21 protein-coding genes and 1 tRNA gene are annotated in these 23,992 nt (G+C 63.6%); 11 read left to right on the plus strand and 11 right to left on the minus strand.

Annotated elements, in window-relative coordinates:
* Positions 1-64: 64 nt before the first annotated feature.
* The 8 genes from cheY (at position 65) to HALXA_RS09200 (ending at position 10,753) form a co-directional block, all read left to right on the plus strand.
* Positions 65-427 (plus strand): chemotaxis protein CheY, encoded by a 363-nt coding sequence (gene cheY, locus HALXA_RS09165; RefSeq protein ID WP_013880061.1) that lies wholly within the window; start codon positions 65-67, stop codon positions 425-427.
* Positions 424-1,764: a chemotaxis-specific protein-glutamate methyltransferase CheB gene (gene cheB, locus HALXA_RS09170; RefSeq protein WP_013880062.1), complete on the plus strand. Its 1,341-nt coding sequence runs from the start codon at positions 424-426 to the stop codon at positions 1,762-1,764. Before cheY ends, cheB begins: the two co-directional genes overlap by 4 nt.
* The gene (locus HALXA_RS09175; protein ID WP_013880063.1) at positions 1,757-6,130 is read left to right on the plus strand and encodes an ATP-binding protein; all 4,374 of its coding nucleotides are present in this window, start codon (positions 1,757-1,759) and stop codon (positions 6,128-6,130) included. Before cheB ends, HALXA_RS09175 begins: the two co-directional genes overlap by 8 nt.
* Before the next feature lie 61 nt (positions 6,131-6,191).
* Positions 6,192-6,797 (plus strand): chemotaxis protein CheC, encoded by a 606-nt coding sequence (locus HALXA_RS09180; RefSeq protein ID WP_049895271.1) that lies wholly within the window; start codon positions 6,192-6,194, stop codon positions 6,795-6,797.
* Positions 6,794-8,038 (plus strand): chemotaxis protein CheC, encoded by a 1,245-nt coding sequence (locus HALXA_RS09185; RefSeq protein ID WP_013880065.1) that lies wholly within the window; start codon positions 6,794-6,796, stop codon positions 8,036-8,038. Before HALXA_RS09180 ends, HALXA_RS09185 begins: the two co-directional genes overlap by 4 nt.
* A complete protein-coding gene (locus HALXA_RS09190; RefSeq protein ID WP_013880066.1) occupies positions 8,035-8,556 on the plus strand; it encodes a chemotaxis protein CheD in 522 nt (173 codons plus the stop codon). Before HALXA_RS09185 ends, HALXA_RS09190 begins: the two co-directional genes overlap by 4 nt.
* Positions 8,553-9,371: a CheR family methyltransferase gene (locus tag HALXA_RS09195; protein ID WP_013880067.1), complete on the plus strand. Its 819-nt coding sequence runs from the start codon at positions 8,553-8,555 to the stop codon at positions 9,369-9,371. Before HALXA_RS09190 ends, HALXA_RS09195 begins: the two co-directional genes overlap by 4 nt.
* Before the next feature lie 110 nt (positions 9,372-9,481).
* Positions 9,482-10,753, plus strand: a complete 1,272-nt coding sequence (locus tag HALXA_RS09200) for a hypothetical protein (RefSeq protein WP_013880068.1) — start codon at positions 9,482-9,484, stop codon at positions 10,751-10,753.
* A gap of 46 nt (positions 10,754-10,799) precedes the next feature.
* On the opposite strand, the gene HALXA_RS09205 is transcribed toward HALXA_RS09200, so the two are convergent.
* From HALXA_RS09205 to tatA, 9 genes are all read right to left on the minus strand, one after another.
* The gene (locus HALXA_RS09205) at positions 10,800-11,579 is read right to left on the minus strand and encodes a DUF7289 family protein (protein WP_013880069.1); all 780 of its coding nucleotides are present in this window, start codon (positions 11,577-11,579) and stop codon (positions 10,800-10,802) included.
* Complete coding sequence (locus HALXA_RS09210; RefSeq protein ID WP_013880070.1) at positions 11,576-12,088, minus strand: DUF7266 family protein; 513 nt, start codon at positions 12,086-12,088, stop codon at positions 11,576-11,578. The genes HALXA_RS09205 and HALXA_RS09210 overlap by 4 nt, the downstream gene beginning before the upstream one ends.
* The gene (locus tag HALXA_RS09215) at positions 12,085-12,519 is read right to left on the minus strand and encodes a hypothetical protein (RefSeq protein WP_013880071.1); all 435 of its coding nucleotides are present in this window, start codon (positions 12,517-12,519) and stop codon (positions 12,085-12,087) included. Before HALXA_RS09215 ends, HALXA_RS09210 begins: the two co-directional genes overlap by 4 nt.
* Positions 12,513-13,196: a DUF7288 family protein gene (locus tag HALXA_RS09220; protein WP_013880072.1), complete on the minus strand. Its 684-nt coding sequence runs from the start codon at positions 13,194-13,196 to the stop codon at positions 12,513-12,515. Before HALXA_RS09220 ends, HALXA_RS09215 begins: the two co-directional genes overlap by 7 nt.
* 4 nt (positions 13,197-13,200) lie before the next feature.
* Positions 13,201-13,746, minus strand: coding sequence for a DUF7287 family protein (locus HALXA_RS09225; RefSeq protein WP_049895272.1), 546 nt, complete (start codon positions 13,744-13,746; stop codon positions 13,201-13,203).
* A 1-nt stretch (position 13,747) separates the two neighbouring features.
* A complete protein-coding gene (locus HALXA_RS09230; protein ID WP_013880074.1) occupies positions 13,748-15,820 on the minus strand; it encodes a type II secretion system F family protein in 2,073 nt (690 codons plus the stop codon).
* Positions 15,817-20,001: an ATPase, T2SS/T4P/T4SS family gene (locus HALXA_RS09235; RefSeq protein WP_013880075.1), complete on the minus strand. Its 4,185-nt coding sequence runs from the start codon at positions 19,999-20,001 to the stop codon at positions 15,817-15,819. Before HALXA_RS09235 ends, HALXA_RS09230 begins: the two co-directional genes overlap by 4 nt.
* Positions 20,002-20,621: 620 nt before the next feature.
* A tRNA-Arg gene (locus HALXA_RS09240) sits at positions 20,622-20,694 on the minus strand.
* Positions 20,695-20,707: 13 nt separating this feature from the next.
* Positions 20,708-21,010 (minus strand): twin-arginine translocase TatA/TatE family subunit, encoded by a 303-nt coding sequence (gene tatA / locus HALXA_RS09245; RefSeq protein WP_013880076.1) that lies wholly within the window; start codon positions 21,008-21,010, stop codon positions 20,708-20,710.
* Positions 21,011-21,442: 432 nt separating this feature from the next.
* Between tatA and HALXA_RS09250 the strand changes: the two genes are divergently transcribed.
* Positions 21,443-21,922, plus strand: coding sequence for a redoxin domain-containing protein (locus tag HALXA_RS09250; RefSeq protein ID WP_013880077.1), 480 nt, complete (start codon positions 21,443-21,445; stop codon positions 21,920-21,922).
* A gap of 66 nt (positions 21,923-21,988) precedes the next feature.
* Positions 21,989-22,801, plus strand: coding sequence for an HD domain-containing protein (locus HALXA_RS09255; RefSeq protein WP_013880078.1), 813 nt, complete (start codon positions 21,989-21,991; stop codon positions 22,799-22,801).
* Between the two features lie 277 nt (positions 22,802-23,078).
* Here HALXA_RS09255 and HALXA_RS09260 read toward each other — a convergent pair whose 3' ends face one another.
* Positions 23,079-23,303, minus strand: coding sequence for a helix-turn-helix domain-containing protein (locus HALXA_RS09260; RefSeq protein ID WP_013880079.1), 225 nt, complete (start codon positions 23,301-23,303; stop codon positions 23,079-23,081).
* A gap of 258 nt (positions 23,304-23,561) precedes the next feature.
* On the opposite strand from HALXA_RS09260, the gene HALXA_RS09265 reads away from it, so the two are divergent.
* Positions 23,562-23,759 (plus strand): XapX domain-containing protein, encoded by a 198-nt coding sequence (locus HALXA_RS09265; protein ID WP_013880080.1) that lies wholly within the window; start codon positions 23,562-23,564, stop codon positions 23,757-23,759.
* Between the two features lie 45 nt (positions 23,760-23,804).
* Here the strand turns inward: HALXA_RS09265 and HALXA_RS09270 are convergent, their stop codons facing one another.
* Positions 23,805-23,990, minus strand: coding sequence for a hypothetical protein (locus tag HALXA_RS09270; protein ID WP_013880081.1), 186 nt, complete (start codon positions 23,988-23,990; stop codon positions 23,805-23,807).
* Positions 23,991-23,992: the final 2 nt, after the last annotated feature.

Consider the following 23,992-nt stretch of genomic DNA (forward strand, 5'->3'; position numbering starts at 1 on the left):
TCTGATAATAGAGAGACAGCATTTATGGTAGTTGTATTTCTACCCGAATTTGGTGTACTAGTGAATGTCGACAGGGGTGCTCATCGTAGACGACTCACATTTTATGCGGAATCTCCTCCGGCAGATTCTCGAGCAGGAATACCGCATCCTGGGTGAGGCGTCCAACGGGGCTGAAGCCGTCAAGTTGTACAAGGAACACGATCCCGATATCGTAATGATGGACATCGTGATGCCGAAGTGTAACGGCATCAAGGCGACCGCAGCCATAAAGAAAATCGACCCCGACGCTAGCGTTATCATGTGCACGAGCGTCGGACAGCGGGAAAAGATGAAGCTCGCAGTCAAAGCGGGCGCGGACGGCTACGTGACGAAGCCGTTCGAGGAACCGAGCGTCAGAAAAGCGCTTACGGACGTCACTGCGGCATGACGCGAGTACTCGTTGTCGACGACTCGCAGTTCTTCCGGACAGTCGTCGGCAACGCGCTCAGCGACGCCGATTACGACGTCGAAACGGCCGATACCGGTACCGAGGCGGTCGAAATCGTGAGAGACGCGGCATTCGATCCTGACGTAGTGACCATGGACGTCGAGATGCCGGACATGAACGGCATCGCGGCCGTCGAGCGGATCATGGCAGCGACGCCGACGCCGGTCATCATGGCCAGCGCGTATACCGATACGGGTGCGGAGGCGACCCTCGATGCGCTGGAAGCCGGCGCGATCGACTTCCTCCAGAAGCCCGACGGGTCGGGCTCGCGCAACATCGCTCACTTCGTGGACGACCTCCGCGAGAAGATCGATCGACTGGACGACGTCGACGTGTCGTCCCTCGCCGAGGTCCGACCGACGAGCAGTGAGACGCGCTCGGAATCGACCGTTCGTTCTGCATCTCACTCGGACGCTTCTCCTCGCTCTCGCTCGCACTCGCCCGCGGCACGCGCCGACCGCTCGAGTCCGTCGACGGTCGGTACCGCCGGGACGACGTCGCGAGGTGAGACGGCGGTCGAATCGATCGCACCGGCCGATCTGGAAACGGATACCGACGCGCAACGGACTGCGGCGGCTGTGCCCGAGCGCAGCGACGATCCGGCGTCCGCGGTCAGTCTCGACAGTGCAGACGACGGAACGCGCGGCCCGACGATCGTCGTCGGCGCCTCGACGGGCGGTCCGAAGATCGTCGAACGGCTGCTCCAGCGGCTCCCGATCGGCCTCGACGCGACGGTGCTGATCGTCCAGCACATGCCGGCCGACTTCACCGGGCGATTCGCCGATCGACTCGACGCGATGGGGCCGTACGCGGTCAGCGAGGCCGGCGACGGCGACCGGGTCGGCCCCGGCGAGGCGGTCGTTGCACCCGGCAGCGCCCACCTCGAGATCGGCGCCGACTTCGGCGACTCGCTTCGCGTCCGCCTCGACGAAGCGCGCCGCGACTACGGGATCCAGCCGGCGATCGACGTCACGATGGAAACGGCCGCCGACCGCGTCGACGGACCGCTCTGTGGCGTCGTCCTGACCGGCATGGGCGACGACGGCGCCGCCGGCATCGAGGCGATCAAAGCTGCAGGTGGGCGAACCATCGCACAGGACGAGGCGACGAGCCCCGTTTTCGGCATCCCCTGTCAGGCGATCGAAACCGGCTGCGTCGATTCGGTCGCTCCCGCCCCCGAGATCGTCGACGAGATCATCGCCGCGTTCGCGGACGCGACGCCCGAGCCGGACCCGAACCCGGACCCGGACGCGAAAGCGGGTGACCGCGATGACTGAGTACGAGTACTGGACCGATTTCGTCCAAGAGAGCACGGAGCGAATCACGGAACTGAACAACGCCCTGTTGACCCTCGAGCGCAATCCCGACGACGAGGCGGCGGTGGAGGACGTCTTCCGCGTCGCCCACACGCTCAAGGGCAACTGCGGCGCCGCCGGCCTCGAGTCTGCGAGCGAACTCGCACACGCGATCGAGGACCTCCTCGACGCCGTTCGCGGCGGCGCGCTCGAGGTCTCGCCGGAGCTGATGGACGACATCTTCGACGCCGTCGACGAACTCGAGACGATCATCGAGACCGCCGACGGCGCCGACGACGAGTTCGACGCGGATCCGTCCGAGACGATCCACGCCCTTCGGGACCACCTCGAGGGGCCGGCGGCGATCCAGCGCCCGTCGGACGACGAGATCGAGGACGTACTCTCGCGATTCGAGCCGCCGGCGGAAGACCGGAACGTCTACCTCGCCCGGCTCTCGGTCGACGAGAGCGAGGCTGAGGGAGACAACGCCGGCATCCTGATCGTCAAGGCGCTGATCGACGCGTTCGACCTGATCGGAACCGCGCCCCCGCGCGACGCGATCGAAGCGCACGCGTACAACGGTCGCTTCGACGCCGTCTTCGCGAGCGCGGTGACCGAGTCGGCGATCGAATCCGGCCTCGAGCCGGTCGACGAGGTCGCGGACTTCGAGTTGCTCGAGGTGACCGACCAGTTCGCCGCGGTGGCCGACGCCGAGGAAACCGACGACAACGAAACGCCGGCGGAGGCGGACATCTCGGCCGACGACGCGCAGGACCTCGAGGTCGACGAACTGCTCGGCGAGTTCGACCGGTACGACGACCTCGATTCGATGGTCGAGGAGGTCGAGGACGACGACGACCTCGACGCATTCGACGATATGGGCAAAGCCGGCTCGTTCGACGATCTGTTGGGCGACGACGACGTCGACATCGAGGTCGATCCCGCGCTCGACGAGGACGCGGATGAACTGGCGGCCGCCGGTGACGACGAGTCCGGCACCGAGTCGGCCGCCGAGGCCGATTCGACCGACTCGGGCGCCGAGCGTGATGCGGAGTCCGGATCGGTCGCCGATTCCGGTTCGAGTTCCGGCTCCGAATCCGGATCCGGATCCGGATCCGCAGTCGCCGATCCGGGCTCGGCGGAGGACCCCGTCGAGGACGCCGACGCCGTCTTCCAGGAGCTCAAGGACGAAGTCGAGATGGTCGGCTTCGACGAGCTTCAGGACGAACTCGCGGAACTCGAGTTCGACGAGTTCGACACCGACGACGAAGTCAGCATGGACGAACTCCTCGGCGACGACGTCGCGGACGACGAAGATCCGTTCCTCGAGGCGGACGAGACCGAGGATGTGACCGGCGAGGTCGACGATTCGGTTGCCGACGAACCGGAACCGGTCGCCGATCAGCCGTCCGACGGCGACGTTGCCGACGCGGTCGAGGCGGCGGACGCGGTCGATACGGCCGACGACGCCGAACCCGACCTCGAGTCGCCTGCGGACGACCGCGATGCGACGGACGAACCCGCGGAGACGGTCGCCGACGAAGCGACAGCGACGACGGAACCGGCTGAAACACCGGAACCGGAGTCGGAACCAGAATCGGAATCGGAACCGGAACCGGAGACGGCAGCGCCGTCCGCGGACGCAGAACCGGCGGACGACGCAGCCGAAGACGGTGTGATTCCGCTCGAGCCGCCGACCGCGGCGGATGCGGACGACGAAGACGGCGAACTCGAGGCTGCCGATTCCGACGATGACGCCGGTGCCGACGATGGTGACGATAACAGCAGTAGCGACGACGCTCCGACGACGGACGACGCTGACTTCGATTCGGCGACCGGCGGCTTCGAACCGGCGACGGACAACTTCGAGCCGGCGGCCGATAGCGAATCGGACGGCGCGGTAGATGCCGAGGTCGAAGCCGACGCCGATTCCGACGGAAGTGCCGGTGGAGACGAGATGGTCGACTTCAGCGACCTCGGTGCGACCTTCGGCTCGGATGCCGACGAAGCTACGGCGGCGGAGTCCGACGTCGATGACACGGCAGCCGCCGACGAAGTCGACGGTGATGCGGCGGTCGATAGCGACGATCAGGCTGCGGCCGATTCGGAGTCGAGCGAGACGGAGCGCGTCGGCTCTGCGCCCGCAGACGAGGAGGTCGAAGACGGGGACGAAGACGAATCCGAACTCGAGACCGAACTCGAGACGCCGTCCGATACCGCCGACGAGGCGTTCGAAGCGGCGTTTTCGGCGGTCGACAGTGACGAGGACGAGGGAGAGCCCGTCGCCGCCGATGACGGTGAGTCGGACGTCAATTTCGCGACCGACGAAGCATCTATAGCGTCGACAGACGACGCAGACCTCGAGTCGGAAGCCGATTCGACGGATGCTTTCGATGATGATGCGATCGATTCGGACGAGTTCGACGTCTCGGACTCCGTTACGTCGGACGCCGACATAGCTGAGTTCGACGAGGACTCGTTCGACGAACCGGACGTCTCCGACTCCGATACCGAAACCGGGGCCGGCGATTTCGCCGATGGGGACTTCGCCGATGGGGACTTCGCTGACGAGGACCCCGCTGACGAGGACTTCGTCGACGACGAAGACCTCGACGACGTTGCGACGGCCGACGATCTCGAGACGGGCAGCGGTTTCGAAGCGACCGACGACTTCGATGCGAGCCCCGATTTCGAGACGGACGACGCGTTCGCGATTGCCGATCCCGACATCGAGATTTCCCGCGAGGACGATCTCGATTCGACAGACCTCGACTCGACGGATCTCGACGACTCGCTCGAGTCCTTGGATCTCGAGGCCGATACGGACGCGTCCTTCGAGGACACGTTCGGCGACGACGCGTTCGCCGATGTCGATTCGGAGTCGGCGTCGTTCAGCGAACCGAACACCGAGAACGAGTCCGAAATCGAGGCCGAAACCGACGACGGCGTAACGTTCGAGCACGACTCGTTCGGGGACGCCGCCTCGAGTGCGGAAACCGACTCCGGAACCGCGACCGATGAGACCCCGGACCGAATCATCGACGTGCCGGAGATCGAGATTCCGGACGTCACGGTGCCCGACCCGGAGTCCCAGCAGGACGGCGACAACGACGCCGACGAGATCCAGTCGCTCCGCGTCGACGTCGAGCAGGTCGACGAACTGCTCACGCTCGTCGAGGGGCTGGTGACCAGCCGCGTCCGCCTTCGACACGCCGTCGAAGCCGACGAGGACCGGCAAGCCCTCGAGACGGAACTCAACGCGCTCGAGGACCTGACGACCGACCTCCAGGAGACGGTCATGGACGTACGGCTCGTCCCCCTCGAGACGGTGACGGGGCGGCTGCCGCGGGTCGTCCGCGATATCGCCCGCGAACAGGAAAAGGAGGTGGCGTTCGAGATGGACGGCGGCGACGTCGAACTCGATCGGACCATCTTAGACCGGATCAGCGATCCGCTGATCCACCTGGTTCGCAACGCGGTCGACCACGGCGTCGAGCCGCCGGAAGACCGCGAAGACGCCGAGAAGCCCCGCGAGGGGGCCGTCGAAGTGACCGCGACGCGGGAACGCGATCGCGTGACGATCACGGTCGAGGACGACGGAAGCGGTCTCGACCCCGATCGGATCCGATCCGAGGCGGTCGAGGCCGACGTGCTCACCGAGGACGAAGCCGAAGCGATGGCCGACGAGGAAGTCTACGACCTCGTCTTCCACCCCGGCCTCTCGACCGCCGAGGAAGTGACGGACGTCAGCGGCCGCGGCGTCGGGATGGACGTCGTCGACCGAACGGTGACGGAGCTCGACGGCACGGTCTCGATCGACAGCGCGCCGGGCGACGGGACGACCGTCACGATGACTCTACCGGTGTCGATCGCGATCGACGACATCCTGTTCGTCGAGAGCAACGGCGAGGAGTTCGGACTTCCGACCGAGGTCGTCTACGACGTCGAACCCGCCGATTCGATCGAACTGATCGACGGCGAACCCGTGCTCCCCCGCGATGACGACGATCCGATCCCCGTGATCGATCTCGACGAGACGCTCCGAACGGCGGCGGTCGATACCGACGCCGAGACCGAAGCCGACGTCGCGGTCGGTGACGGCGGCAGTAGCAGCGACGATGACACCGTCGAGGTCGGACTCGAGGGCGCAAGCGGGGACGGCGACGTCCTCGTTCGAATCCGCGACGACGTCCGCCCGGTCGCGCTTCGGTGCGATCAGGTCCACGGTCAACAGGAGGTCGTCGTCAAGCCGTTCGAAGGCTTCATGCGCGGCATTCCCGGCCTCAGCGGCGCGACGGTGCGCGGCCGAGGAAAGGTAGTCAACATCCTTGACGTGACGACACTATGAACGCAAACGACGCAGACGCACACGCACACGAAGACGCACATCGACGGAGGATCTGGAACAGATGACGCTAATGGTCGACATCCGCAAGCTGAGCTTCATAAACGAGATGGCCAAGGTCGGGACGAACGGCGTCGCCGACAACATGAGCAAGCTGACCGGCCAGGACGCCCAGATGGAGGTGACGAAGACGAACTTCGTCGACGTCGACGACATCCAGTCCCAGCTCGATAACGGGAAACGCGTCGGCGTCCGCGTCCGCCTGCTCAACCCGCCGCACGGCCACATCCTCATCCTCTTCCCGGAGGCGAGCGCGAAGAAGATCACCGCGATCATGCTCGACGACGTCGTCGACGACATGTCCGACGTCTCCGGCAAGATGGCCCGCAGCGCCGTCGAGGAGATGGGCAACATGATGGCCAGCGGCTTCATCGACGGCTGGGCCGACGTGCTCGGGCGCGTCATCGACATCGCCGCCCCGCAACTGGTCTACGCCCCCACCGAAGAAATCGTCACCCGAACGGCCGGACTCGGCGACGACGACCTCGCGCTGTTTTTCGACTCGGATCTGTCGGTACCGAGCTATCAGATCGAGGCCGAAATCTACGCTTTCCCCGACCTCGAAGAGTTCGTCGAAATGGTCAACGGGATGGACGTGCAATCCGCATGAAACTCGACGTCAACGCGCTCGGAACGTTCTATCGAATGGCTCGAGAGGGCGCCGGACTCGCCGCGGGTCGGCTGACCCACATGACCGACGTCGAAACCCGGGTCGGCGTGACGAAGCTCAACTTCATGCGCGGCCGGGAGATTCGCCGCGACTTCGCCGACTCGAGCGAGAAGGTCGGCGTCCGCGTCGAACTCACGGGCGCGATCGAGGGCCAGTCGGTGATCGTCTTCGAGCGCGAGAACGCGCTTCGAATCGTCGAGACGCTCGTCACCGAGTCCGAGGCCGACGAGTTCGACGAGATGAACCGCTCCGCCGCAACGGAGGTCGGCCAGATCATGAACAACGGCTTCATCGACGGCTGGGCCGACGTCCTAGAAACTGTCATCGACGTCTCGACGCCCGAGTTCGTCCAGGGACAGTCGGCGGACCCCTTCCTCGGCGACATCGAGGGCGCGGGTGACGAGGAACTCGCCTTGCTCTTCCAGAGCAACATCGAGGCCGTCGGCACCGAAGTCGGCTTCCACCACTACCTGTTTCCGACCCGGGAATCGATGGCCGACCTGCTGGACCAGCTACGAACCAGCGACGGCATCGAGTACGACAAACTCGACGGCTTCGACCGGATGGCCGAACGCGGCGCCGAGGAGATCGCCGAGACGGCGACGACGCTGACCGGCATCGAGACGAGCGTCGACATCCGGCGGCTGAACTTCCTCTCGCTCGAGGCGATTCCAGAGCAGGTGGCCGACGAGCGACTGGTCGGCGTCGCGTTCGAGTTCGACGGCGTCCCGAGCGGCTACCTCCTCTTCCTGTTCGACGAGGAGTCGGCCAACGAGATCATCGACGCGATGGTCCCGACGGGCGGGAGTGCAGCCGGCGGCGACGACGGCTACGACGAAATGGGCCGGAGCGCGATCACCGAACTCGGCAACATCATGGCCAGCGGCTTCCTCGACGGGTGGGCGAACGTCCTCGATACGACGATCGATCACTCGACGCCGGAGTTCATCCACGACATCGGGGCCGCAGCCGTCGATCCGGTCGTGATCCAACTCGGCGAAAACCAGGAGTTCGCGTTCGTCTTCGATACAGTCATCACGGCCGACGGCAGAGAGTTCGACTGCGAAGTGTACGCCATCCCCGACGAGTCGGACCTCGAGCGCGCGCTCAACGATCTCGACGTCGATCGCATCGAGGACACGCCGACTACGGCTGACTTCCAGCAAGTGAACGAGACATGAAAACGTACGGCAGCGAACCGGGCGCGCCATCGCCGGTCAAAGTCGGCATCTCCGAACTGGCCATCGGTGACGGCGACGAGACGCTCAAATCCTACGGCCTGGGCTCGTGTCTCGCGATCGCCCTCTACGATCCCGACGCCGAAATCGGCGGCCTCGCCCACGCCATGCTCCCCGATGGCGACTCCGCCGCCAACAGCGACCGCAAACCGGGCAAATACGCCGACACGGCGATCCGCGCCCTCCTGCGGCGGATGGTCGAACGCGGCGCCGATTACACGGCCGTCGAGGCGAAGATCGCCGGCGGCAGCGACATGTTCGAGTTCGACAGCTTCGGCGACGGCGTCGGCCAGCGAAACATCGCCGCCGCGAAGGAGGAACTCGAGAAACTCGGCGTTCCGCTGATCGCCGAAGACGTCGGCGGCGACCGCGGTCGAACCGTCGAGTTTACGCCGGCGTCCGGAACGCTTCGCGTAAAAACCTCCACCGACGACGGTACCAACGGAGTGACCGATCTATGACAGACGACTCTTTCGACGATTTGCTCTCGTTCGTCGAGCACGAACTGGATTTCGCGACGAGCCACTACAACGACAGCTACCTCGACCGCCGAGTCTCCTCGCGAATGCGTCGCACGCAAAACGACACCTACGCCGATTACCTGGCGTTCCTCCGAGAAAACGCGGACGAACAGACGGCGTTGCTCGAAGCGATGAGCATCAACGTCACCGGGTTCTTCCGCAATCCGGACGTCTGGGCCGGCATTCGAGACGTCCTCCGGACGCTCTCGGCGGAAAACCGCGAGGTCCGGATCTGGAGCGCCGCCTGCGCCGACGGCCGCGAGCCGTACTCGCTGGCGATGCTCGCCCACGACGACGACCAGATTGACGAGTCGTCGATTTCGATCCTCGGAACGGACATCAGCGAACCGGCCCTCGAGACGGCCCGCGAGGGCGTCTACGAGGAGTCGCGGACGGTCGATATGGCCGATCAGTTGTCCTTCCTCGACAACTATTCCGAGTTCGTCGAGCAGGAGGATCGGATCTACCGGATCGACGACGCCGTCAAACGGACTGTCGAGTTCGAACGCCACGACCTGATCAACGGCGATCCGAAGTCGGGCTTCGACCTCGTCGTCTGCCGGAACCTGTTCATCTACATCGACAACGAGTACAAGCAGTCGATGCTGGAAGTGATCGCGCGGTCCCTCCGCCAGGAGGGGTACCTCGTTATCGGCAAGGCCGAAACGATCCCCCCGAACCTCAAATCCGCGTTCTCCGTATACGACGCTCGACTCCGGATCTACCAGCGCGACGCGGCGAACATCTCGTCGTGACGCCCCTCGCAGCGCCGAGCTATCGATCCCGCGAACACCGCACCCGTATCGATTCCTGAGTCTCACCCGCTCCTTACATAATCGGTCCCGAACTACGACTGAACGATACGATGTCCGGCCCCGATCTCCGCTCGTTCGTCGGTCGTTCGCGGGCATTCCTCGAGTCCGAACCCCCGACAACCGGTCGCGAGACGCGCGCGTGGCTCGTCGAGCCGTTTCTCCAGACGCTCGGCTGGGACAGCCACGCCGACGCGGTCGCCGTCGAGACGACCGTCGAGGAGACCCGGCTCGAGTACGTCCTCGGCGTCGACTCGGTTCCCGCGCTGTTCGTCGCCGTCGACCCCTACGACCGCTCGCTCGACGAATCGCGGGCCCGCGGCCTGCTCGAGGCGATGGCGTGGACCGGCGTCGACCGGGCGATCTATACGAACGGGCGCGAGTACCTGTTTCTGGCCGGAACGCACGACGTCGAACGGCTCGCGTGTCGGCTGTCGGCGCTTCCGGACCACGAGTCGTCGATCGAGCACTTCTCGCGGGGTGCCCTCACCCGCCGGCTCGATGCGGACTCGGAGCCCGCCGTCGCGCGCCGACTCGCGGTCCGACAGGCGACGCTCGTCGAGGCGTTCGTCGACCGGTTGACGGCGACGGCGGGCGACGCCTACGCCGACGAGTTCGAAGCCGCCGCGGAACGGTTCTGCGAGCAACTGGTCGTCTCGTTCGCCGAGACCGACGCCGAGCGGTTCGACTCCCCGTCGGACGACATCTCGTTCCGATTTACGGATCCGACAACTGCCGGTTCGGACTCGAGTTCGAACGTCCAATCCGAACCGGAATCGGCCTCCAGGCGGAGCCGGAACGATGGTCTCGAGGCAGCCGACGACGCTCTGGAGGGGGAGCCACAGCCACAGCGTACACGGGCGGAAGCGAACGGCGAACGAACGGACGACACGAACGCGACACCATCAGCATCGGAATCTGACGATACAGCGCCGCCCTCCTCTCAAGGTACGACGGAGGACGCGTCCCCGGCGACCGACGACGACGGCGAGTACGTCGCTCGCTTCTTCAACGACCGCGGCTCGATCGGCGCGATCGGCCACTCGAGTTCGCGGCGGGCGCTCGTCGGCGTGGCGGAGTACCTCTTCGAACGCGGCCTCTCGGGCGTCTCCGTTCCCTGGAGCCCCGACGACGGCGACGAGGAGCCGACCGTTCTGAATGCCGATCCCATCCGCGCCAATGGCGAGCCGATGACTGCTCCACAGGAGTTGTCGAACGGCCTCTACCTCGAGACGGCCGGCGACACGGAGACGCACGCCGAGCGAGCGACGGCGCTCGCCTCGCGTGCAGGATTGCGAGTGCTCTTGACTGGCGATTGGGAGTAGCGGAGAAAACCGAGGAAGCGGCTCGAGGTAACTGTTCGACCCGTCGTCAGTATTCGACCTTCGCTTCGACGACCGTCACGAGCACCCGGTCGACATCTTCGTGTTCGCTCTGCCAGTCCGCGAGAATGTCGTCTTCCCATACGCCGTTGGAGTCGTCGTCCTTAACTGAGACGTTCACGTCCTTAGACCGGTAGACCGCACTCGTCCGATTCTCGACCGAGATCGTCACTCCCTGCCCGCCTTGACTCTGTATCGACCGGCCGTTTTCCTCGAGGACTACGAGCGAAATGATCGCAACGGTGTCGTCTAAATTCTCGCTGTACCGAATTTGGGGATCCTCGAGCGCAACACTTCCGGCTTCTTCCGTACGGATGACGCCACCGCCTTCGTACTTGATCGCCGCGTCGTCGGACTCGTACGTGAACGCGCCGAGCGGGAGCGAGTCGCCGTCGCTGACGTGCTCGAGGTCGAATTCCGACTTGTTCCCGATAAATTCGCCACCGACGGAGACGTTGAGCGCCACTCCTTCGTCGACCGTGATCGTTCCGCCGCGCAACGAGAGTTCGCCGTACCGTTGCTCGACGCCGTCGGATCGCAGGACGTCGTTGAAGTTCGCGGCAAGGGCGGTCATCGCCCGGTCGGCGTTTCGCTCCTGTTCGACCTCCTGATAGTCTTCCATCGCCTGAAATCCAGTCACCGAGAGGATAGCGACCGAGCTGAGGATGATTCCGAACACGAGGATGAACGCGATCAGTTCGGAGACCGCCCGGTCGTCTCGCTGCAGTGAGAGCGACGAACGAGCGTCGCCGTCGGGTCGGTCGCTCATCCCGTCACCTCCTCGATCGTGATCGTCCCGTCGCCGTCGGCGCTGATCTCGATCGTCCCGCCGGTCGCCGATCCGTCGAGGTCGGCGTCGACGGCGACCGGCACGTACACGACGACGTCGGTACTCCGTGCGGTCAGCCGCAGACAGGGGCCGTCCTCGATCAGCGGCGCCTCGCTCGCGTCGTTCAGTAACTCGACGGTGTAGCCGCTATTCGAGACCGTTCGCGGGTGATCGACGGTGAGGTTTACGGTCTCGGTTCCGTTCTGACTCGCGATCCGATCGACGTTCGCGATTTCGTCGGCGAGTCGTTCGCCGACCGTCTCGAGCGACGTTTCGACCGAGCGGTCCGTCTCCGACTCGAGGAGGCTGCTGCCGCTCATCAGCAACATCGCGATCAGGATCGTCGTGATGCCGATCGTCAGGACGTGCGTGATCGCGATGGAGACGCCTCGGTCTCGGTGTCGATCCTGATCTTGATTTCGCTCGGCGGAAGGGCGTTGCTCGATCATACGTTCTCGGGACAGTCTGCAGATTCGATGTCTTGCTGTTGATTGTAACGCAGATCGTGCGTGTCGTACGTGACGTTCACGGTTGCGTTACTACCGCTGCCGGTCTCGTCCACCTCGACGTCGCTAACATCGATCAACGTGGTCTCCGATTGCGCGCTCACGTTTCGATAGATCTCGCCGAATTTCTCGATCTCGGCTTCTTTGTCCGTTTCGTTGTATCCCGCGAGGATGCAGCCGATGCTCTGCTCGAGTTCGGCGTCGGTAACGGCCGCCGAACTCCCTCCCTGGCTCGCCGTCCCGGACGAGATCGTCTCGGTGTACAGTACGCCGTTAAACACGACGACGATACCGAGGATGATGAACGCGAGCGCGATCGCGCCGATGAGGATGATCTGTCCGCGCGACCGGTCGGTGGTTTCGTTGGTTACCATACGATCACCCGCACCTCGACGACGTTGTAGAGTGCACTGTCGGATCCGGCTCCAGTATCGTCAGTATCGGGATGTTCCGGAATTGGCGGAGTTCCGCTTTCTTCGGCCTCGCTGAGATTCGCATACTCGTCCGTCCCGGTCACCGGCTGATCGTCGTACAGCGTCACGATATAGCTCGCCGTCTGTGCGTTCGACGGCGGACTCCCCTGATAGACGAGGTGCGTCGTCTCGAGTTCGCCGCCGGTACCGTTCTCGTAGTGGAGTTCGACGTTGTAGCTCCGGCCAGTTTCCGTCAGTCGATCGTCGAAAATCTGGCCGAGCGTGAAGTTCCCGAACCGCTCCTCGCTGTACACTTGCTCGCCGTCCGGCCCGGGCTGGTCGGTCCCGTTGAAGATGATCTCGTCATCGTCTTCTTCCCAGTACCTGAGCGTGTAGGACAGATTTCCGGTTTCGTTCGCAGCGGCGACGACCAGCGCGTCCTGGGTCTCCTGTTGGAGCTGTTCTTGGACAGTCCGGTCAGCCAGCCCGCCAGTCGTCGGCGTGATCACCGCCGACTGGAGCGCGAACAGCACCGCCATCAGGACGATCATCGCACCGATGAACCCCTCGAGAGTGTACGCTTGTGCACGGTCTCGAGTGAGATCGTCGCGATTGCGGTTGGCAGTTCCATCGGTCATGCGATCACCACACCCTCACGAGGAGCCGATACGCCGGTTCGTCGAACCCGCTGTACTCAACGGAGACGATTCGAGCTGAACTGGCAGCCGGCTGGTCCTCATAGGCCGGTCCGACGCCGTCGACGGGTGGATGTGTGCTGCCGTTGAGGCGCTGAATGGTCACGTTTACCTTATCGATATGGACGAAATCATCACTATCGCTGGTCGTCGACCGGAGTCCGGTCAAATTCGCCAACTGGGCGTCGGACCACTTGTCGTCGACGATCGGCGTTCCATCGATCTCGTTCGGCGAGTCGCCGGTCGAGAGGTTCTGCACGACCCGATCCGCGATCCGGTCCGCCTGCGCCGTCTCCGCGCTGCCGACGGACGAATCGTAGGGCGTCACGATCGACGGCAGGAACGAGAAGACGAACGCGACCGCCAGGATGAAGACGCCGATACCGATAGCGAAGTCCTGCGTCGTCTGGCCGCGGTCTCGCAGCGAGATCGACACCGTTCGGGTCCGGGACCGACGTTGTTCTCGCGTTCGTGATCGTGATCTCTCAGTCATATTAGGCCACCAGCATCCAGCCGACGAGTGCGATCGTCGCCAGTATAACCGCGTACTTCAGTCCGCTCAGAATGTCCGCGTCGCGGATGTAACCGCAGATGAATCCCGAGAGGATCGCCTGCATCGTCACCGCGTGGAAGAACAACACCGACAGCATATCCACGTTCACGTTACTGCTGAGATCAGCCTGTGCGAGGTCGCCACCCGCACCGCCGGCGCCGGAGCTACCGCCGCCACCGCCGGGATTGAGTCCGGCCATCGTATCGATGAACTGCGTCTTGAGGATAGCGATCACCGCGAGGACCGTCATGAACGTCATGACGATGATCACGACCTGCATTCGCGTGCGGGATTTCCGGTCCCGTTCGATGTCGTCGTGGTTCTCGCTCGCGCGGGCGGCGGTGCGAAGGACGTCGGTGATCTGGTTCGACGCCTCCTGTGCTTCGGTGATCAGTCGCGTCGTCCGCGCGAGCCGCGGGATGTGGTACTTGTTATTGAACTCGATGAGCGCTTCCTTCAGGCTCATCCCGTAGTTGACCTTCGTGTGCATCATCTCGAACTCGCGGGCCAGTTTGCCGCTCGTGGTGTCCGACACCGACTTGAGCGACTCGAGCAGCGTCAGCCCGGTGTCGTTCGCGCTGGCGAGTTTGCGGAGGTCCTCCGAGAGCTGGTTGACGACGGTGTTTCGGTACCTGACGTTCCACTCGCGGAAGATCGAGAGCGGGATCGCCATGCAGTAAAGCGGTACGTAGACGTAGACGAACGTCCCCCAGATCGGGTTCTCGAGCAGCGCGCTCCACGACGTCGGTGCCGCGCCGGTTACCATCGCCGACGTGATGACGACGAGCGACGCGGGCACGGTCAGCGCCAGCGTGTACAACGGGTTATCCCGGAAGAAGATGTGCGGTCGTTTCAGTACCTTGACCGTCTCGTGGGTTCCTTCGCGGTTCTTGATGCGGTCGAAGACGCTGTGGTCGCCGGTGAAGGCCTCGACGAGTCCGAGATTGAGCAGTCCTTGCTGCTGAGCCCGCTGGATGCGGCCGTCGTCGTCGGTCATCGAGAGGAAACCGTCGCCCGGTTCGTCGTGTTTGACCGTCGAGACCAAGACGAGGAAGCCGACTCCGGTCAGCGGAATCAGCCCGTAGACGGTCATGTATAGCATGTTGTCCGTCACCTCCGCCTGCGGAATCATCTGCATGACGACCATGATGATGATGAGCAAGAGCGGGAACAGCGACAGCGTCATGTACATCTCGCCGAACAGCTCGAGCGTCTCGAGCGTGAGCTCCTGCTCCTGCTTGGCGGTGCGCATGTGTTTTTCCTTCTTGTCCTCGAGGAAGTTCTCCATGTCACCGCCGCTGTTGACGATCGAGAGCATGTCGGTCAGGAACTGCGAGAGTTCGTCGCTGGGGGTCTCTAAGGCCTGCTTGCGGATCGCCGTTCGGTAGTCGACGTCGAAGTATTCCGTCTCCTTGACGATGCTCTGGAACTCCTTGGCGACCTCGCCGTAGGTGTCGTCGGCCTGAGCCATCGCCTCGATGATCTCGAGCTGGTTGAGGCCGCCGACCGACAGCGCGTACATGAACGAGACGGAGTCGGTCAGCAGCATGTTGATCTCGCGCTTGCGAGCGGAGGCGCGCGAGTAGGGGATCGCGGTCAGCGAGCCGAAGCCGAGGGCGAACCCGATGGTGCCGAACACGAGCCCGGTTCCGAAGACCAGCGCCGGAACTTTGAGCTGCTCGATAATCCGAATAAGCGTCTGGTTCTGCAGCGGAATGCCGAGCAGTTCGTTGACCGTGATCAGCCCCGTCGCGAAGAGGCCGTAGCCGATCGTGAGTCCGATCAGCCACAGGGCCACCCCGGTGATGAGCCCGATCCCGAGCGCTCGAGCGAGGTAGAGCTCGACCGGGTCCGTCATCCGTGCCTGCGCGAGTTTGGTTTCGACGTCGGAGACGAACTCGCTGTCCTCGCTGAACAGCAGACGGTACAGCGGGTAGAAGGCGTTCCCGAGCGCGTCGGAGCTCGACCCGCCGGCTACGCCGCCGGTGTCACGATCGTCGGTCTGCAGGCTCATGTGTCGGTCTCCTCGTCGTCGCTCTCAGTACCTGTCGCATCGAAGATCGAGTCGGATTCGTCGCCGGAATCGTCGCCCGTCTCGGCGGAATCGCCGAACAGCGATTCGGACTCGTCGGCAGCGTTCGCCTCGTCGGGCGAATCGGGCGCGTCGTCATCGCTGAAGATCGAGTCGGATTCAGGACCGAAAATCGATTCGCCGTCGCCGTCCTGGCTGTCGGTACCGTCGTCGTTCGTCGACTCGGATTCGGGCTCGCTGGGAGTGGGGGACTCCGAACCCTCACTGGCTGCCGTCTCGTCGGGCGCAGTCTCGGCATCCAACTCATCGGACACAGTCTCGGCATCCAACTCATCGGACACAGTCTCGGCATCCAACTCATCGGACACAGTCTCGGCATCCAACTCATCGGACACAGTCTCGGCGTTCGCCTCGTCGGCCGCAGTACCGTCACTGTCGTTCTGGTCCGCGGAACGATCGACGTCGATCGTCGGCGGCTCCGCGTCCGTTTCGATCGGCGGTGCAGGTTCGGCGGTCTCACCGTCACCGTCATCGACGCTGTCACCGTCATCGGTACCGCCGTCGGAATCGTCGGCGGCGATATCGTCTTCATCGAATGTCACCGCCTCGGTTTCAGCGGTCTCGTTACCGCCTCCCGGTGCCGGGTCGGCAGCATCGGTGTCGGTGCTCGGGGACGGCTCGTCGATATCGATCGTCGGCGGTTCGGGTTCCGACTCCTGCTCCGAGTCAGTGTCTGACTCGGGTTCCGGTTCCGGATCGGCTGGGGCCGATTCGGTCGCCGTCATCGTCGCTGCGTTTGACGCTCCGTTCGAATCGGACGCGGACTCAGACTCAGACTTGGACTCAGACTCAGTTCCCGGTTCGGACGCCGACGGTCGAGCATCCTCGAGTTCGTCGGTGAAATCGCCGAACGACGGGCCCGCGTCCGCTTCGGGATCGAAGATCGACGCCGAGTCGCCCTCCGTAAAGACCGGCTCGTCGGCGGCGCCGTCTGCGTCGACCGGATCCGACGAGGATTGCGTCTCGTCGACTTCGTCCATCTCGTTCAGCGTCTCGTCCATGTTATCGAACAACCCGCCGAACCCGCCGTCATCGGGCGCATCGTCCGCCGAGAAGACGATGGGATCGCTCTCGGCGTCTGCCGTCGATCCCGCCCCTTGCCTGGCGCTCGAGGCGGATCGGCCGCCGGCAGCCGATTGCGTCTCGATCGGAGACATGTCGAACTGTCCCGTCGAAATCTCGCGGTCGCCGCCGCTCGAGCCCGCCGTACTGGCAGTCGAGTCGGCACCGGCTTCGGCTGCGTTTTCGGCGGTTGACGAGGCGTCGGCACCGGCCGTCCACGATTGCGCGCTGGCGCCGTCGTCCGCCGTCGGACTCGAGCCCTCGTCGAACCCGATGTCGAAGTTCGTATCGTCCGTGATCCAGGCCGGCTGGTCGTCGGTACCGGCGGTGGTGAATCCGTCGTCGGTCGACGCCGTCGACTGTTCGTCGATGCCCCAGCCGTCGTCGACGTCGTCGATCGAATCGTCGAACGACTCGTCGTCCCCGTCGACTTCGATCGGCTCCTCCTCGTCGAGGTCGCCGAGTGCACTCGCGAGGCCGCTGGGGACCTTGCCGCGGTAGTCCTCGAACAGCGATTCTTCGGCGCGCTCGAGCACGTCGACCGAGGTGTTGTACGTCTCGCCCGTCGCTTCGGGTCGCGGGACGAGTTCCTCCTTCTCCTGGTCGACGTCGATCAGGACGCTCTCCATCTCGCGGAGGTCCTCGAGGCTGTTCTCGAGTTGCCCGTTGGCGATGAGCGTCAGGATCGTATCGGGGTCGTTGATGAAGGCCTGGGCCGTCGCCGCGACCTCGGCGTACGTGTTCAGTCCGTTCTTGATGAGATAGGCGAGGATGACCTTCCGCTTGAACAGTTCCTCCTCGAGTTTCTCGCGGCTCCACCCGCGGTCGAACTGGATCTCCTCCAAGGTGTTCGAGTCCCCCATCTTGAGGTACTCGTCGGTCTCGGCCTGCCACTGGTAGACGTCCTGAACGTTGATCTCGTCGTTTTCCGCCTCGTAGTGGTTGATCTCCGTGAGGGATTTGTTCCGGCGGACCTTCCGGCCCTGGACCCGCGTCTGGGTCTGGATCGAGACCAGGTCCAGGGCGGTGAACATCGTCTTCGAGACGTTGATCGGATCCGTCGTGAACCGCTTGAGCACCTCGTCGACGGAGTCGGCGTGGAACGTCGTGTACGTGGTGTGGCCCGTCGACATAACCTGGAACAGCGTCCGCCCCTCCTCGCCGCGGATCTCGCCCATGACGATGTAGTCGGGGCGCTGTCGGAGTGCGGCCTCGAGCAGGTCGAACTCGTCGACGTCGCCCTGCTCGTCGTCGGAAAACGAGGGTCGCGTGACGCTGGCGATCCAGTTTCGCTGTGGCAACTCGACCTCGCGGGTGTCCTCGATGGAGACGATCTTCGCGCTCGAGGGGATAAACAGCGAGACGGCGTTCAGCGAGGTCGTCTTCCCGGACGCGGTACCGCCGGCGAAGATCAGGCTCTTGTGGTTCTCGATGCAGAGCCAGAGGAAGGCCATCTCGTCGAGCGAGAAGGTGTTCCAGTTGATGAGGTCGATCGGGGTAAAGGGGACGTCCTTGAACTGACGGATGGTGTAGTTGGTCCCGTGGTCGGACACCTCCTGGCCTAACGTTAGTTGGGCGCGCGAGCCGTCGGGGAGGGTCGCGTCGACCTGCGGGAGTCGTTTACTGATCCCCTTTCCGGACCGCTGGGCGAGTTTCACGACGAAGTCGTCGAGTTCGTCCTCGCCGTGGTAGACGTTGGTGATGATCTGCTCGTAGTCGGAGTGGTAGACGAACACCGGCGAGTTGTAACCGTCGACGGAGATGTCCTCGACGTTGATGTCGTGTTTGATCCCGTCGATGCGCTCGTAGCCGATGAAGTTGCGCTTCAGCAGATAGAGGAGCTTCTCGACCTGGTACTCGTTTAACGTGTCCGGATCCTCCTCGAGGATCGCGGGCTCGGGTCGAACCTCGATACCCTCGAGCTGGGTCGGACCGTCGTCTTCGTCCTCCTCGTCGTCGTTCAACAGCGACTGCACCGTCTCGAGCAGGCCGGCCGTCTTGCTGCCGGCGGTTTTCTCGTAGAGATCGTACCGTTTCAGCAGGCGCCGGGTTTCGTCTTCGATGACGATCCGCCGACCGTTTTCGTCGGCCTTCTCCTTGATTCCGTCGTCGGAGTACTTGATCGCCGTCCGAAGTTTGCCCGAGAGGAACGCCTGCAGTTCGTCCTCGATCTCGTTCAGGTACGGCTCGATCAGGTAGTACTTCTTCTCGTTTTCCCGCTCCGAGTGGAAGATGACGACGCAGGCGTAGGGTTTGTTCACCCAGTAGCGCTCGACCTCCTGAAAGTGGGTCTTCTTCTCCATCGGCACGGCCTTCTCGAGGTCGTACCGGTTGGTCAGCGTCGTCGCGCCGTCGGCCGTCGAGAAAAACTCGTCCTCGTCGAAATCCTCCTGCACGTTGACGGTCCGTTCCTCGACGACGTCGTCGAGTTCCATGGCGCGATCCGCGCCCGCCGAGAGCCGCTCCTCGAGCGTGTCGGGATCGAACCCGAGCGCGTCCTCCTCGTCGTGTTCGACGACCTCGCCGTCGCTATCGTGCGGCCGGGAACCGTCGTCCTCGTAGTAGTACTCCCACTTGTAGTGTTCCCAGGTCCAGACGTCCTTGACGACCGGCGTCGTCTCCGGATCGACGTACTCGAGAAACTCGTCCCACAGCGTCTCCGCGTTGTCCCCTGCGATCGGCAGCACGCGATCCGTCAGCTCGTCCGGATGGTAGCCGAGATAGGATTCGGGATCGAACGCGACCTGCTCCCAGTCGTCGCCGCTCGGGACCGTCGACGCGTCCGTTTCGCCCGTCTCGAGGCCGAGCTGGTCGTCGTCGGGAGCCGGATCGTCCGGATACAGCGTCGAAACGTCGTCACCGTACCCGTGCTCCACCATGAAATCTTCCCACGTATATTCGCCGACCCGGACCGACGACCCGGACTCCGAATCGGAGCCCGAATCGGAACCGGCGGCCCGCTCGTCTGCCGACGCGGAGTCGGACGCCTCACCCGAAGCAAAATCCCCGGCGTCCGACCGGTCACCCTCGTCAATAGCCATTGACTCCATCCAAACCCTCACCCTTCAAAAAATTCATGTTCTCATTACCACTTCTGATAACGAGATCCGCATCGAGCGTTCGGTCGAGGGAAATCGGCTATCCCAACGTATCTAGTTCCTAACCGATGGGAATAGCCAGCAGATACTCCCTGTTCTACTCAACTTACTGAACTAATTCGGTATAAATAGTGACTCCCGTTCGCACAGGCGGTGGCAGCGGACTCGGGCTGGAAGCCCCTCGAGCGCTCGAGTCGGCCGTTTAGAACGGCGATTCAGGGGTTGGCTCTCCGCTACTGATGCAGGAACGGTGGGCTCGAGGAAACGGCGTCGCCTCGAGTACTCGGTGACAGAATCGGTCGTGGTGACGTTTAGCGTGGCGGGACGCAGGCATGGATGAGTCGGCGTGGCGGGATTCGAACTACGCCCGAGAACCTGCTCGCTGCGCTCGCAGAACCTCGGTCTACTTCGAATCCCGCAGTACCCGTTGCGGTCGCTCACGTTCGTTCACGACCGGCAACGGGCGTGGCGGGATTCGAACCACGCGAACGGCTCGCTTCGCTCGCCGTTCTCTCATTCGAATCTCCGGGGCCGCTCGCTCCTCACGAATTGTTCGTCGCGAGCGGGCGTGGCGGGATTCGAACCCACGATCAGAAGGTTAGGAACCTTCTGCCCTCTCCGCTAGGCCACACGCCCCGGAAAAACCGCGTTAGTTGGTTTCCGTTTCGGTCTGCGTCTCGCTTTCCTCGGAGGTAACCGGCTCCGTGTCGACGAAGTCGTCGTTGTCGTCCTCGTCGAGGTCGTCGAAGTCGCCGGTTTCACGCATCTCCTCGAGTTCCGTTTCGACCTTTTCACGGCCCTTCTGGAACTCGCCCATGGCCTCGCCGGTGGAGCGGGCGAGCTTCGGGATCTTGTTCGCCCCGAAGAGCAGAATGGCGATGAAAAGGATGATCAGTAGTTCCGGACCCCCGGGTGCACCGGGGATGAACAGCGGTGCAATTTCGGCTACCATCTCTATGCGTGGCTTACCCGCTGGCAATTATAACCTTTTTGGACCACTCAGTTAAGCAAGAGCCAGCGAGCCGCCCCTCGAGCGTAATATCCGTCTAGAAACGATGTACGACAATGGACAAGGGAGTAACGGCGGCGATTGCAAGCCAGAGCGTTGTGATTCCGGCTTCGTCTCGCCTTCTGGCTCGACTCGTCTGCCGTTTCGACATCGACCGTCCGACGACTGTTATCGGCTGAATACGCCCGAATAGACGACCAGAAGGCCGAACCGCGTATCAGGTCTCGCTGGTACGTTTCTAAAACTCCGATTGCGCTCGTTCGCCCGTTTGGATCGGTGCGGATCCACGGTCCGTCGAGCCGCCATCGATCGGAGCGCGACCAGTCCGTTCCGCGAACGAAACTATCTTTCCTGCTTGCACGTAATAGACGACTGATGGCAACGAGTGGAGATTCCGCACCCGACTTCACCGCACCGCTCGCAAACGGCGACATCGAGTCCTTCACGCTCTCGGAGCGCCTCGAAGACGACGCACCGATCGTCCTCGCCTTTTTCCCCGGTTCGTTCACCGGCGTCTGCACCGACGAGATGTGCACGTTCCAGGACCGGCTCGCGAACTTCAACGACCTCGACGCGACGGTCTACGGCATCAGCCGCGACACGCCGTTCACGCTCAACGAGTTCCGCGACCAGAACGGCCTCGAGTTCGGCCTCATCAGCGACCTGAACAAGGAGATCATCGACGAGTACGACCTCGAGATGGACTTCGACGATCTGGGCGTCTACGGCGTCGCCAAGCGCTCGGTGTTCGTCGTCGACGGCGACGGCGAGATCACCTACGCGTGGGTTAGCGACGACCCCGGCGTCGAACCCGACTACGACGAGGTCGAGGACGCCGTCGAGGCGGCAGCCTAACGCGACTCGCACGCAACCGACCGGCATCGTCGCAGCGCTTTTTTGGACTCGAGCCGACGTTCGCGTATGAGCGATTCGACTGTCGACGACGAGCCCGGTCGCGTCTACGCCCCCGACGCCGAACACAGCTTCCCCGACGAGAAACTCAACGAGGTCCTCGAGTTCGTCGAGACCGACGAGGAGATCCAGACCTACCTCGAGGCCCAGAACGTCAACGCGGTCGATCGGATGCGGTACAACGATCACGGGGCGAAACACATCGAAATCGTCCGCAACCGGGCGCTCTGCCTCTACGACCTCCTGAAGGCCGGCGGCGTCGAGTTCCACGCCAAACAGCAGGGACTCGCGGAGGAAGACGAATCCGTCATCATCGCCCTGGCGGCGACGCTCCACGACGTCGGCCACGTCGTCCACCGGGACGAGCACGTCTACTACTCCATCCCGCTCGCGGCGGATATCCTCGATCGGGTACTGCCGAAGTTCTACGACCTCGCCGAGACCGTCCGCGTGAAAGGCGAGGTGCTCCACGCGATCCTCTGTCACCACACGGCCGAAACGCCGCTGACGACCGAGGCCGGCGTCATCCGCGTCGCCGACGCCCTCGATATGGAAAGCGGCCGCTCGCGCATCCCCTACGAGCAGGGCGGACGCGGGATCAACACCCTCTCGAGCCAAGCGATCCAGCGCGTCACCCTGACCGAGGGCGACAGCCGCCCCGTCATGGTCGAAATCGCGATGACCAACGCCGCCGGCGTCTACCAGGTCGACAACCTCCTCAAGGCGAAACTGCGCAACTCCGGCCTCGAGGACGAGATCCGGATCGTCGCGGTCAACACGAACGAGACGACCGACCAGCTCGTCGAGCGGATCGAGCTCTAAAGACGAACTTTTCCTCTGCGGGTGCGCCACAGGCGCACCCGCAGAGGAAAACTTCGATGAAAAGCACTCCTCCTTCCCCGTCAGCCGCGCGTAGCGCGGCTTCTCGGTCAGTCGTCGGCCCGCTCGCAGCCGCCGGCTGCTCGCGGTGAGTGAATGGGGACAGCCTGCCCTCCCCCGAGTCACGGCTTCGCCGCAATTCGCGGCGAAACCGCTCCCGGCCCAAAGGCAGTTAGAACTAAGCAGTCGATGTTATCGACGATGCAGCACGATCCGCAATTTAAACCAGTTCGTACCGACCGTTCCGCCGCTCGAGGTGGCCGCGCTCGCGAAGGGTGCCGGTGATCGAGAGGACGGTGCTCTTGTTGACGTCGAGTGCCGACCGGAGTTCGTCGGCCGTCGCGCTGCCGAACGCCTCGAGATAGAGATAGACCAGCTTCGCGCGCGGCGAAGCGAGGTCCTCCGGCATCGACACGTCGAGTCCCTGCGCCGTTGTCGGGTTCATACTCGATTTCCAGTGTTTCGACGATAATAAACCTATGTTACAACAGATGTCGAAATTCGGCCGTCTCCACCGACCGAAATTCGGTTCCGTACAGTCGTGTAGAATCGCTGAACGCGCGTCTCTCGTCTGATACCGATCGATTATGGCCGATACGAGGGGTTTACCGATCGTCGTTCACTGGCAATCGGTCGCACGACCGGCGGTCGAAACGGCCGGCAAGCGGGTCGCTTTTGTGCGCGCCGACGACAATCGGTCACGATGTCGACGCAACTTACCGTCCTCGCGCTTCTGGCCGGACTGTTCACCGGCGCGCTGTTTCGCTTTCTGAACGTTCCGATCCCCGCGCCGCCGGAGCTGCCCGGCATCATGGGGATCGTCGGCATCTTCCTCGGCTACAGGGTCATCGAGTACTTCGACGTCGACGTCGCCGTCCTCCTCGAGGCGCTCGGCATCTGACTGCGAGATAGAAACGGGTCACGGGCACGCAACCGCACGATTACGTCACGATTCCAACGCCATCGAGAGCCGCGACATCCCCCACGCGAAGCCGAGCACGATGACGAAACAGAGGTAGCTCAGCCCGATCGGGAGGACGATAACCGGGAGCGACTCGTAATAGAGGTAGCCGGCGCCGAGCAGCAGCGGCGCGAGAACCAGATTGACCTGAATGAATCGCTCGAGGCTCATCT

Source organism: Halopiger xanaduensis SH-6 (genome assembly GCF_000217715.1).
In the GTDB taxonomy this organism is placed as follows: Archaea; Halobacteriota; Halobacteria; order Halobacteriales; family Natrialbaceae; genus Halopiger; species Halopiger xanaduensis.

Coding starts and splice junctions, on each gene's coding strand:
- cheY (WP_013880061.1), top strand. CDS start 65: ATGTCGACAGGGGTGCTCATCGTAGACGACTCACATTTTATGCGGAAT.
- cheB (WP_013880062.1), top strand. CDS start 424: ATGACGCGAGTACTCGTTGTCGACGACTCGCAGTTCTTCCGGACAGTC.
- HALXA_RS09175 (WP_013880063.1), top strand. CDS start 1,757: ATGACTGAGTACGAGTACTGGACCGATTTCGTCCAAGAGAGCACGGAG.
- HALXA_RS09180 (WP_049895271.1), top strand. CDS start 6,192: ATGACGCTAATGGTCGACATCCGCAAGCTGAGCTTCATAAACGAGATG.
- HALXA_RS09185 (WP_013880065.1), top strand. CDS start 6,794: ATGAAACTCGACGTCAACGCGCTCGGAACGTTCTATCGAATGGCTCGA.
- HALXA_RS09190 (WP_013880066.1), top strand. CDS start 8,035: ATGAAAACGTACGGCAGCGAACCGGGCGCGCCATCGCCGGTCAAAGTC.
- HALXA_RS09195 (WP_013880067.1), top strand. CDS start 8,553: ATGACAGACGACTCTTTCGACGATTTGCTCTCGTTCGTCGAGCACGAA.
- HALXA_RS09200 (WP_013880068.1), top strand. CDS start 9,482: ATGTCCGGCCCCGATCTCCGCTCGTTCGTCGGTCGTTCGCGGGCATTC.
- HALXA_RS09205 (WP_013880069.1), bottom strand. CDS start 11,579: ATGAGCGACCGACCCGACGGCGACGCTCGTTCGTCGCTCTCACTGCAG.
- HALXA_RS09210 (WP_013880070.1), bottom strand. CDS start 12,088: ATGATCGAGCAACGCCCTTCCGCCGAGCGAAATCAAGATCAGGATCGA.
- HALXA_RS09215 (WP_013880071.1), bottom strand. CDS start 12,519: ATGGTAACCAACGAAACCACCGACCGGTCGCGCGGACAGATCATCCTC.
- HALXA_RS09220 (WP_013880072.1), bottom strand. CDS start 13,196: ATGACCGATGGAACTGCCAACCGCAATCGCGACGATCTCACTCGAGAC.
- HALXA_RS09225 (WP_049895272.1), bottom strand. CDS start 13,746: ATGACTGAGAGATCACGATCACGAACGCGAGAACAACGTCGGTCCCGG.
- HALXA_RS09230 (WP_013880074.1), bottom strand. CDS start 15,820: ATGAGCCTGCAGACCGACGATCGTGACACCGGCGGCGTAGCCGGCGGG.
- HALXA_RS09235 (WP_013880075.1), bottom strand. CDS start 20,001: ATGGCTATTGACGAGGGTGACCGGTCGGACGCCGGGGATTTTGCTTCG.
- tatA (WP_013880076.1), bottom strand. CDS start 21,010: ATGGTAGCCGAAATTGCACCGCTGTTCATCCCCGGTGCACCCGGGGGT.
- HALXA_RS09250 (WP_013880077.1), top strand. CDS start 21,443: ATGGCAACGAGTGGAGATTCCGCACCCGACTTCACCGCACCGCTCGCA.
- HALXA_RS09255 (WP_013880078.1), top strand. CDS start 21,989: ATGAGCGATTCGACTGTCGACGACGAGCCCGGTCGCGTCTACGCCCCC.
- HALXA_RS09260 (WP_013880079.1), bottom strand. CDS start 23,303: ATGAACCCGACAACGGCGCAGGGACTCGACGTGTCGATGCCGGAGGAC.
- HALXA_RS09265 (WP_013880080.1), top strand. CDS start 23,562: ATGTCGACGCAACTTACCGTCCTCGCGCTTCTGGCCGGACTGTTCACC.
- HALXA_RS09270 (WP_013880081.1), bottom strand. CDS start 23,990: ATGAGCCTCGAGCGATTCATTCAGGTCAATCTGGTTCTCGCGCCGCTG.